The sequence below is a fragment of the Enterobacter cloacae complex sp. IR5422 genome (genome assembly GCF_049238165.1).
In the GTDB taxonomy this organism is placed as follows: domain Bacteria; phylum Pseudomonadota; class Gammaproteobacteria; order Enterobacterales; family Enterobacteriaceae; genus Enterobacter; species Enterobacter roggenkampii.
The window spans coordinates 47,583-57,758 of the sequence record NZ_JBMKHT010000028.1 but is presented as its reverse complement, the minus strand read 5'-3'; the positions used below and the strand labels follow the sequence as shown (position 1 = coordinate 57,758).

The window sequence follows — 10,176 nt, the reverse complement described above, 5'->3', positions numbered from 1 at the left end:
GTCTGGCGGCGTTTACTGGAAAACTCACTGTCGGCAAAAGTCAGTTGCTGGCTCATCCGGTTACTCATTCTGGGTTCAGGTTACAACACGATGATCTCACATCTCGGACTTATTCGCACCTTCCTTAGCTGAATCAGGCAACCGTATCACCGGGTCTTATTGCTATATCTTCCAGAGAGGTAATCGCATCGACTGCCCGGAAGAAGATGAGCGAAATCTTAGCGGTACGATCGCGGGAAACCGTGCGAACGTAGAGTTCAACTCATCGTTTGGCGGCGCAGGCGGACGGGCTGTTCTGGAAATAAAGGGGAGTGAAATGGAATGGCGTCTGGTAACGCCTCCACAAAAAGGAAATGATTATACTCCGCTGCGTTATACGTTACGTAAAGCTGCTTCGGTTCATCACGCTGAAACCAGAAAACTGGACACCGAAAAGTTCACTATTTCTCTGATAAACAAGTGCGGGCGTTTCGAGGGTGAATGTGACCAGATGGTTTATCTCGGCGTGCGCAAAAGCGATAACAGTACGATCTCCTTAAAGGGAAAAACGTTGCACGACCCCACTGGTAAAATAATCGGCTCAACGTACAAGAATGGCGAGATCGCTTATACCGTGACGTATGCACCCGTGAAATTGCTTGTCAGCAAAGGCAGCCATGTTTTAGTCGAACAGTCAGGTCAATGGCGTAAATAATAAAACAGCCAGCCAAAGGGCCAACATGGATTGGCCTTCATGTTTCTCTCAATATTAATCATCCCGAGTTCACTTATGAAATACACCCTCCAGGAAGGTTCATTTTCCCTTTTTCCTGCTGCCTGGCAGGATAACAGCATGAACATTATTCGCGATGACGAAAGCGGGCTGTCCGTGGTGGTCAGCCGCGGCGTGATTCCCTATGGCAGCGACTACGAACAAGAGTTTCACCGCCAGTGGGATGTGTTGCGTCCTCAGATGGGTGAGATCGCCCAGAGCGAATTCCGGAACGTAAACGCCGGGCCTGACGGAAAAATTCACGGGCTGGAAGTTGAGACCACGTTTGACCGTAACGGGCAACGCCTGTGGCAAAAACAGCTGGCCGTGCAGACGCCGGGCAAACCGGTATTGATGATTTTTACCCTCTCGGCATTAAGAGCTTTTACCGAAGAGGACGAGGTGCGCTGGAGCGCGCTTAAGCAGAGTCTGACGCTAAACGACAACCGGAATGTGTAAGGCATGAGCGATAACAACGCGGCCCGTAAGGGCGACGAGATTATTCACTCCAGCATTTTTGCTGACATCACCAGCATCGTGGCGGAAGGTGCCGCCTATGCGGTGATCGGCGCGGCGGTGGGGCTGGCGGCTACGGCCGCCGCGCCACTCCTCGGTGCCGGAGCCGCCGCAGCGGGCGTGGCGGCGATTGGGTCCAGCTGTCTGTTAAGCGGGATTATCGGTGGCGTGCTGGCGAACGTGGCGGGGATCACCGACGACATCAGCAATGCCGCAGAAGGGTTAGGCAATGCGCTTTTCCCGCCGTCGCCTGCGGGTAAAATTACTACCGGTTCGAACAACGTACTGACCAACGCAATCCCCGCCGCACGTGCGGCAGGCACGCTGACGCCCGCCGATACACCGTCCCCTGAGCCGCAGTCGCCGGGCAGCTTTGCCGATTACGCGGGCATGCTGCTTTCCGCCGCCGGACAGTTTGGCAGCGAAATGTGGCAGCCGAGCGTGGCCTCTGCCGCCGCGGGAACCTCGCCGCTGGAAGAGGACAAGGTGGCGTGTGAAAAGCACTCCGGGCCGCAGTATCTGGCGGAAGGCTCCAAAAGCGTCTTCATCAATGGCCAGCCCGCTGTGCGTGCAAAAGATCGCACCACCTGCGAAGGCACCGTTTCCGACGACGTCTCCCCGAACGTGATCATCGGCGGGGACACGCTCACGGTCCGCGATATCAAAAGCGGTAAAACGCCGGGTCTGGCGCTGGGGATGATTGCGCTCTCCCTGCTGCGCGGGCGTCCGGGCAAGATCCTGAAAAATATGCCCTGCGCGCTGGCCGCAGCCGGCGGCGGGATGCTGGCGGATATGGCGGTCAACGCCGTGTTTGGCTCCTCGCACCCGGTCCACGCCGCCACTGGTGTGAAGGTGCTGAACGACGACGATGAGCTCGACTTCTCGCTGCCGGGGCGCTTTCCGCTTCGCTGGCAGCGTAGCTACAACAGCCTGACGACCCGCGAAGGGCTGTTCGGCCTGGGCTGGGCAACGACTTTTGACAGCTATCTGACGCTGGAAGATAACAATGCGACCTGGTTCGACGAAACCGGGCGCGAGCTGAGCTTTGAACTGCCGCCTGTCGACCGCGCGTTTTACAGCATCAGCGAAGGCATCATTATCCGCCGTAATGAGAACGGCGACGTGGCGATTGCCGACGATGACGGTGCGGTGTGGCGTCTGTATAAACCGACACGGGCGAATCCCTCCATCCTGCGCCTGGCCTCCCTCAGCGACGAATACGGCAACGCGCTGCTGACGGCGTGGGACGAACACGGCAGGCTGGTTGGTATCCATGATGAGCCGCGGGCCATCGACGTCACCCTGCGCTATGACGATGAACGTTTCCCGCAGCGCGTGACCGCAGCCAGCCATTTCGACGGCAACCAGACCTGGCCGCTGATGCAGTGGGGCTACGACGCGCGCGGCCAGCTGGCGAGCGCGGCGGATGCCTCCGGCGTGGTGACGCGTGAATACCGCTACAACGACCACGGCCTGATGGTCTGGCACCGGATGCCGGGCGGGCTGGAGAGCGAATACCGCTGGCAAAAATTCGACCACTGGCGCGTGGTGGAAAACCGCACCAGCACCGGCGACGGCTGCCGCTTTAGCTATGATTTAGCCGCCGGGCTGACGACCGTCGAGCACTACGATGGTCAGACGCGCCGCCACTACTGGAACGCGCAGAAACTGATTGTCCGCTACGTAGACGAGCGCGGTGAAAACTGGCGCTACGAGTGGGATGATAACGAGCTTCTCACGCGTCGCATCGATCCGCTCGGCAACGCCGTCACCTTCGTCTACGACGAGATGGGCAACCGGGTGCAGGAGACCGATGCCGACGGCAATACCCGCACCACCACCTGGCTGGAGCACCGCGCGCTTCCCGCGGCCATTATCGAAGCCGACGGCAGCGCCACCCGGTTCTGGTACGACGAACATCACGGGCTGAAGCGCGTGGTGGACCCGATGGGGCAGACGACGCAGCTGCGCCGGGACGAGTTTGGCCAGGTCGTTGAAGAGGTCGATGCCGCTGGCAACAGCCGCTACCAGGAGTACAACGAGGCCGGGCAGATTGTCCGTTCGACGGACTGTTCCGGGCGTATTACCCGCTATCGCTATCATCCGCTGGGCTGGCTGGTGGCTGAGACTGGTGCCGACGGTGAAGAGACGCGCTACCGCTACGACGCCGCAGGGCGTCCGGTGCAGCTCGATCGCCCGGAAGGCTGGACGGAATCGCTCAAATGGAACGAACGTGGCCTGCCGGTGAAGCATGCGGGTGCTGACGGGAAAGAAAGTGAGTTCAGATACGACGAGGCGGGGCGCTTAACCGCCACCCGTAATACGCAGGGTGAAGAAGTGCGCCGCAGCTGGGACAGCCGCGGGCGTCTGATTGCCCTGGAAAACGAGAACGGCGAAGCGTATCAGTTCCGCTGGGGGCCAGACTCGCTGCTGCTGGAAGAGGTGGGGCTCGATGGCGTAGCCTCGCAGTATCGCTATGATGCCTGCGGGCGCACGATTGCGCGCACCTTTGCCGCCGGTCATCCGGAGGCTATCACCCACGCCTTCGCCTGGAGCGCGAGCGGCCAGCTGGTCGCCCGCACCACGCCGGAAGGGCAGACCCGCTACCATTACACGCCGTCCGGGCTATTAAGCCGGATTGGTCTGCATCCTGCGCTTTCAGCCGACGCGTGGACCACCGAGGCAGAGCAGGAGCTCGCCTTTGAGTATGACGCGCTCGGTCGCGTGACGCGCGAAGCGGGCGAGCACGGTGAGCTGACGTGGGAGTATGACGCGCTGGGCAACCGTACCTCCGTCACGCTGCCCGATGGCCGCGAGCTGAAGCAGTTCTACTACGGTAGCGGACATCTGCTCAGCATTGCTCTCGATAAGCTGTCGGTCTCCGATTTTACTCGCGACGAACTCCACCGTGAGACCAGCCGCACCCAGGGGCTGTTGACCACCCGCAGCGAGTATGACCGCCTTGGTCGACTGCACCGCCGGGACGTCTTTACCGGCAATGCGCAGCGCCCGTCGCCGCGCCGCTGGTCCCGCCGCTGGGATTACGACTACCGCAATAATCTGGTGCGCGAAGAGCGGGACGATAACCCGTTCAGCTGGTACCGCTGGCAGTACGACAGCGCCGGGCGCCTGCTCGTTCAGGACGGCACGCTGCCTGGCCAGGAGCAGTGGCGCTGGGATGCAGCCGGTAACCCGCTCGAAGGATCTGCTGAGAAGGTCACGCACAACCGCCTGACGCAGCTGAACGGCATTCGCTGGCGTTATGACATCCACGGCCGCACCGTGGAGAAGGATAACGGCCAGACCCGCTGGCACTACCGCTACGACGGCGAACATCGCCTGACGGAAGTCATCAGCCAGCCGCGGGACCGCAACAAACCGCAGACGCAGGTCAGCTTCCGCTACGATCCGCTCGGTCGCCGCATCAGCAAAACGCGCCGCCAGATGCTGGGCGGACAGCCAACCGGCAAGCCGGTCACCACCCGGTTTGTCTGGGAAGGGTTCCGCCTGCTGCAGGAGGTGCACGGGGATGTGCCGCTGACCTACGTTTACAGCGATCAGGACAGTTACGACCCGCTGGCGCGTATTGACGGCGTTGATGCCCCGGAGATTTTCTGGTTCCACTGCCAGCCCAACGGCACGCCGGAGCGGATGACGGATATCGAAGGGCAGGTACGCTGGGAAGGTGTGAACGGCGCCTGGGGCAAGCTGCTGCGGGAAAGCGAGACGCAGATATCAGGATATTCTCAGAACCTGCGCATGCAGGGGCAATACCTGGACCGTGAGACAGGGCTGCACTACAATCTGTTCCGGTATTATGACCCGGACTGCGGACGGTTTACGCAGCAGGACCCGATAGGGTTAAATGGCGGGTTAAACCTTTACAGCTATGCTCCTAATCCTATAGTTTGGACAGATCCTTTAGGTCTTACACCTTGTAAGGGGTTACCATCAACTCGAAGGGCTGGAGGCACAGGCAAACATTATGATCCCGTAAATGGTCAAGGGTTGTATGTGCTACACGATGGAAAGAATATTATCTATGTAGGACGTGGGGATGCTCCAGCACGTTTGAATAGCCATGCGAATACACCGGGTAAATCACATTTGGAACAGTTGACCATATTTGATAATAATTTGACCAAAGCGGAAGCTAAATTCTTGGAACAAAGGATTATGGATCTTAATGGTGGAGCTAAGTCAACAAACTCTTTAACAAATCTCCTCAATAAAATCAGGTCATATAGCCCTAATAACCCAAACGCTAGCAAATATGATATTGCAGGCCATAGTAGTGATTGGGGTGGGGAAGTATTGAAAGATGCGTTATCAATTCTGAAAGGGAATGGCTTATGAAAGTAAAATATAAAGAGGGTGACATCTTTGTCATTCCAATGAGTAATGGGAAGTATGCGCTTTGCCAAGTTGTTTTTGCTCCAAAGCAAAAGTTTAAGCAAGCATTAGGTTTCTGTATTTTATCAATACAGGATACGGAGGAGTTTAAAGAGAACAGTTCACTAACACCTCTATCGTTTGAAAAATTTGGCAAAGAGATGAAGGTTCTTTTCACTGGCAACCAAAATATTAGCAAAGGCATTTGGAAAATTATTGGCCATGCTAATCTCACAGAAGAAAAAAAACAATTAAAAGTATTTAATTATGCTGGTGGCTTATATGATGGGGAGGAGGAAATCAGGCGTTTGTCTGTTGCTGAATATCCTAATTACACAACTATGGGAGTTTCAGGCTTTGAGCTTGTCGACAATGTTCTAATAAATATTTGATCATCTGGGGAAGGGTGCTTCCCCAACTAGTTTTCATACAACAGCAGCTCATCAACAGCTTTAATAAATTCACAAGTTTTTATGAGTGTCTGGCCAAATAATATTGCAACAATGCATGCTGGAGAAGAATAGCCCAAGTTTGTCCCGCAGATCTGGATATTAATATTCATACCTTCGCCCGGGGCGGGAGAGGACAGTCGGTCGTCTGCACTACGGTGGAAGGGCTGACCCACTACCACTACATCCCGTCAGGTCTGCACTACTATTTGTTATGGTATTATGACCCGACAGCGGCCGGTTTACGCAGCAGGACCCGATAGGGCTGGCGGGGGGGGGATAAATCTTTACCAGTATGCGCCGAATGAGCTGGGGTGGGTGGATCCGTGGGGTGCGACGCCTACACATTGATTAACTACACGACTGAAGAAGGCATGAAAGGTATCACGGAAAGTGGCGTGATTAGACCTTCCTCAGGAGATATACATGCTTGCTTCGGGGACGGACAATATTTCACTAATATCAGACCTGGAATGATTGGCGGACGAACACTCCAAGATATTGGAGGAGCAGGAAAGATGTCTCTCGGCCAATTAGCAGCTGATATATATGGTGATGTGAGAAAATTAAAAGGTATAAGCCATTTTGTCGAAATAGATGTTACTGGCTTATATGTGATTGAACCCCGGGAAAGCACATTCCTGATCTTAAACACGAAAGATCTCGATGTCTCTAAAAGAATTATTAAAAGTGTGAGGGATTGTGGTTGAGGTAAAAAAATATTATAAAGGAAGTGTTGATTTTATTGCAGGTGAAGGAGTTATTCTCAATGAATTCATAGGAGAGGTTGCCACACGACAAATAAATATTATAGATGGTGATAATTATGCCTCTTCCTCTTTGCTAGATAAAAACGATAAAGTTGGTTTTTTGCTGTATGATGGAAAAAAAAGCGAACTAAACTTAAATGATGCTGAAGAAATTTCGAATGAGGAATTTGAAACTTTCTGGCAAACATCAACGAGTTCATTGCAAGGAAAAAAGAAAATAAAGTACTTGTCTGGAGATGCTGCAGAACCTTTGAAAAAATCCACAGTTATCGCTCATATTGTGAATAATAAAGGGAAATGGGGTAAAGGTTTTGTTCTGTCCCTTTCAAATAAATATCCTGCTGCAAAGGAATATTATCTTAATAGCTTCAAAAGAAATAACATCCCAGAATTAGGGACGGTTGATTTTGTCAAGGTTGATGATCAAGAGCAGATATTTATTGCTAACATGTATGCGCAGAATGGTATAAAGAAAAATATCAATGATAAGAATCAATACGTATGTTATGCATCCCTTGAAGATTGCCTTGAAAAACTATCTGACTTTGCTTTAGTGAATCGCCTTTCAGTACAAATGCCAAGGATAGGCGCTGGGCTTGGTGGAGGTGATTGGAATATTATAGAGTCATTAATACTTAAAAAGATTTGCTATAAAATGATCGATTGCAATGTAATAAGTTTATAATATAAATGATAATTTAGTAATGCATTTTATTAAATTAGGTTGTTGTTTAGAAAAGGATTTTTTATTTAAAAAGACAAGCGCTTGAGTATAAAAATATCTATAACAAAAACTATTGAAAAAGGAAACGAGTTACACGACAACCAAAAATACGCCGAGGCTTTAGAACAATACCAAAAGGCCTGGCAAGCTCTTCCTGAGCCAAAGTCCGAATCGGAACTTGCTAACTGGATCTCTGCATGCATTTACAGAGCATATTTTGATCTCGCGGATTACGTTGAGGCAAAGAAATGGGGAGAGACGACATTACGGACATGTGGATCGGATATAGACACTGCACCATTAATCGACCTAGGTATGGTCTGTTATGAGCTGAATCAATTCGATGAAGCGTATAAATATTTTAACGATGCTTATAATTACGGCAAAGAACGAGCATTTCAGGATAGACCTAAAAAATACCTTGAGTTCTATCTGCGCAAGAGGGCTTAAGTTCGTTAACTTAAAAAAAATCCACGCCAAAGCGTGGATTTTTTATTGAAAACAAATCAAACGTTAAACAGGAAGTTCATTACATCGCCATCTTTAACGATGTAATCTTTCCCTTCTGCACGCATCTTGCCTGCTTCTTTCGCGCCTTGCTCACCCTTGTAGGTGATAAAGTCTTCAAACGCGATAGTCTGCGCACGAATAAAGCCTTTCTCGAAGTCGGTATGGATCTTACCAGCAGCCTGAGGCGCAGTCGCACCCACAGGAATTGTCCACGCACGCACTTCTTTCACGCCAGCGGTGAAGTAGGTCTGCAGGTTCAGCAGCTCATAGCCTGCACGAATTACGCGGTTCAGGCCCGGCTCTTCCAGACCCAGCTCGGCCATGAACTCTTCACGGTCGGCGTCGTCCAGCTCAGCGATGTCGGATTCAACGGCAGCGCACACGGCAACAACCACAGAACCTTCCGCCGCGGCGATTTCACGCACTTTGTCCAGGTACGGGTTGTTCTCGAAACCGTCTTCGTTAACGTTGGCGATGTACATGGTTGGCTTCAGGGTCAGGAAGCTCAGGTATTTGATCGCCGCTTTGTCTTCTTCAGTCAGGTTTTTCAGCGCGCGCAGCATGCCGGCGTTTTCCAGCTGTGGCAGGCATTTTTCCAGCGCAGCCAGTTCCGCTTTCGCGTCCTTGTCGCCGCCTTTGGCTTTCTTCTGCACGCGGTGAATCGCGCGTTCGCAGGTGTCGAGGTCAGAGAGCGCCAGCTCGGTGTTGATAACGTCGATGTCGTCAGCCGGATCCACTTTGTTGTTAACGTGGATGATGTTGTCGTTCTCGAAGCAGCGCACAACGTGGCCGATCGCTTCAGTTTCACGAATGTTGGTCAGGAACTGGTTACCCAGACCTTCGCCTTTGGATGCGCCTTTTACCAGGCCCGCGATGTCCACGAATTCCATGGTGGTTGGCAGAATGCGCTGCGGCTTCACGATTTCCGCGAGCTGGTCCAGACGCGGATCAGGCATTGGCACAACGCCGGTGTTCGGTTCGATGGTACAGAACGGGAAGTTCGCCGCTTCGATACCCGCTTTGGTAAGCGCGTTAAACAGGGTGGATTTGCCCACGTTTGGCAGACCGACGATACCGCATTTGAATCCCATTTCTAAATCACCTTAATATCTTGATAATCAATCCGTTAACGATAACCGACTGATGAAAAGTAAATAACTACGCCTATTATACACGTAACCCGCATGACGCGCGGTAAAAAAGCCGTATCGGGCGGATTATTGCGCTTTGAAAGCGTGTAAGCGGTTTGTCGCTTTGGTTAAGCCGTCTTGCAGCCAGATTTCCGTGCAGCGCGCCGCTTCGTCTACCGCTTCGTCAATCAGTTTCTGCTCAGAAACCGGTGGCTTACCGAGCACGAAACCGACAACTTTGTTTTTATCGCCCGGATGGCCGATTCCCACGCGCAAACGGTGGAAATTCGGGTTATTGCCCAGCTTGCTGATGATGTCTTTAAGACCGTTGTGGCCGCCGTGTCCGCCGCCCAGTTTGAATTTTGCTACGCCAGGGGGAAGATCCAGCTCATCGTGGGCGACCAGAATTTCATCCGGATTGATGCGATAAAACGTTGCCATCGCCGCCACGGCTTTACCGCTCAGGTTCATAAAGGTGGTTGGCACCAGTAAACGAACATCCGCGCCAGCAAGGTTGATACGTGAGGTATACCCGAAGAATTTAGGTTCTTCACGCAGGGGAGCACGTAACCGCTCGGCCAGCAGATCGACGTACCATGCCCCGGCATTGTGGCGGGTAGCCGCATATTCTGCGCCCGGGTTGGCGAGGCCGACAATCAGTTTAATCGTCACGATTCAATTCCTAATGGGTTCCAGATCTGGCGCGTAGTTTACTGTCTGGCGCGCCGCTTGACAAAATTCTGCGATCGTCGCAGCGAAATACGAATAATTACTTACCTGAACAATTAGAATTTCAAGCTGTTCAACGTGTTATTTGTAAACTTTTGTCTGGGCGTTATCTGTAATTGTGATCATTCACGCAACTCATAAAAGGAGCGTTGTCTATACTTTACACACAAGGATTAGGGGCTTTTCCCCTGACAACCCAAAGTTC

At 52.6% G+C, this 10,176-nt stretch carries 9 protein-coding genes and 1 pseudogene; 8 read left to right on the top strand and 2 right to left on the bottom strand.

Annotated features, from left to right (window positions below; all coding sequences use genetic code 11):
- Positions 1–316 precede the first annotated feature (316 nt).
- The 8 genes and pseudogenes from ACOTXT_RS14545 (at position 317) to ACOTXT_RS14510 (ending at position 8,052) form a co-directional block, all read left to right on the top strand.
- Positions 317–694, top strand: a complete 378-nt coding sequence (locus tag ACOTXT_RS14545; RefSeq protein WP_421625332.1) for a hypothetical protein — start codon at positions 317–319, stop codon at positions 692–694.
- Between the two features lie 75 nt (positions 695–769).
- On the top strand, positions 770–1,210 hold the full coding sequence (locus ACOTXT_RS14540; RefSeq protein WP_333165897.1) for a DcrB-related protein: 441 nt from the start codon (positions 770–772) through the stop codon (positions 1,208–1,210).
- 3 nt (positions 1,211–1,213) lie between these two features.
- Positions 1,214–5,623, top strand: a complete 4,410-nt coding sequence (locus tag ACOTXT_RS14535) for an RHS repeat-associated core domain-containing protein (RefSeq protein ID WP_333165901.1) — start codon at positions 1,214–1,216, stop codon at positions 5,621–5,623.
- Positions 5,620–6,051, top strand: coding sequence for an immunity 26/phosphotriesterase HocA family protein (locus ACOTXT_RS14530; RefSeq protein WP_048223657.1), 432 nt, complete (start codon positions 5,620–5,622; stop codon positions 6,049–6,051). The genes ACOTXT_RS14535 and ACOTXT_RS14530 overlap by 4 nt, the downstream gene beginning before the upstream one ends.
- 248 nt (positions 6,052–6,299) lie before the next feature.
- Positions 6,300–6,441: pseudogene (locus ACOTXT_RS14525) on the top strand (RHS repeat-associated core domain-containing protein); the annotation flags it as partial.
- On the top strand, positions 6,423–6,818 hold the full coding sequence (locus tag ACOTXT_RS14520) for an HYD1 signature containing ADP-ribosyltransferase family protein (RefSeq protein ID WP_084832392.1): 396 nt from the start codon (positions 6,423–6,425) through the stop codon (positions 6,816–6,818). The pseudogene ACOTXT_RS14525 and the gene ACOTXT_RS14520, both read left to right, overlap by 19 nt.
- On the top strand, positions 6,811–7,563 hold the full coding sequence (locus ACOTXT_RS14515; protein WP_084832434.1) for a macro domain-containing protein: 753 nt from the start codon (positions 6,811–6,813) through the stop codon (positions 7,561–7,563). Before ACOTXT_RS14520 ends, ACOTXT_RS14515 begins: the two co-directional genes overlap by 8 nt.
- 81 nt (positions 7,564–7,644) lie before the next feature.
- Positions 7,645–8,052, top strand: coding sequence for a hypothetical protein (locus ACOTXT_RS14510; RefSeq protein WP_055322407.1), 408 nt, complete (start codon positions 7,645–7,647; stop codon positions 8,050–8,052).
- A gap of 56 nt (positions 8,053–8,108) precedes the next feature.
- On the opposite strand, the gene ychF is transcribed toward ACOTXT_RS14510, so the two are convergent.
- Together ychF and pth are read right to left on the bottom strand one after the other, a co-directional pair.
- A complete protein-coding gene (ychF, locus tag ACOTXT_RS14505) occupies positions 8,109–9,203 on the bottom strand; it encodes a redox-regulated ATPase YchF (protein ID WP_010432886.1) in 1,095 nt (364 codons plus the stop codon).
- A 126-nt stretch (positions 9,204–9,329) separates the two neighbouring features.
- A complete protein-coding gene (pth, locus tag ACOTXT_RS14500; protein ID WP_008499504.1) occupies positions 9,330–9,914 on the bottom strand; it encodes an aminoacyl-tRNA hydrolase in 585 nt (194 codons plus the stop codon).
- Between the last annotated feature and the right edge of the window lie 262 nt (positions 9,915–10,176).